This window comes from Pseudomonas sp. MIL19, from assembly GCF_028680365.1.
In the GTDB taxonomy this organism is placed as follows: Bacteria; Pseudomonadota; Gammaproteobacteria; order Pseudomonadales; family Pseudomonadaceae; genus Aquipseudomonas; species Aquipseudomonas spirodelae.
Window position 1 is genome coordinate 1 of the sequence record NZ_JAPPVG010000096.1, and the last position, 369, is coordinate 369.

Genomic DNA, 369 nt, shown 5'->3' on the forward strand with positions numbered 1-369 from the left:
AGGTAACCTTGGAACGCTCGGCAGCCGATAGCAATCAGCAACTCCAGTTGTTCGCGCTGCTCCACGCCTTCGGCTACAACCTCCAGACCGAGGTTTTGCGCCAGGGTGACTACGGTACGGGCGATGGCGCTGTCGGTGCTGTCGGTCAGGATTTCGTCGACGAAGGACTTGTCGATCTTCAATTGATCCAGCGGCATGTGCTTGAGATAGCTCATGGACGAATAGCCGGTGCCGAAGTCGTCCAGTGAAAAGCGCACACCGATCTGGCGCAGTGCCTGCATCTTGCCGATGGTGACCGTCAGGTCGTGTTGCAACATGGATTCGGTGATTTCCAGGCGCAGGCGGTTGGCCGGTGCGCCGCTGCTTGGC

The 369-nt window shown here is 59.1% G+C and carries 1 protein-coding gene; it reads right to left on the reverse strand.

The genetic code is table 11. The annotated features are described in order from the left end of the window. The coding region (locus N1078_RS19510) for an EAL domain-containing protein (RefSeq protein WP_274089714.1) at positions 1 to 369 on the reverse strand (369 nt) is incomplete at both ends.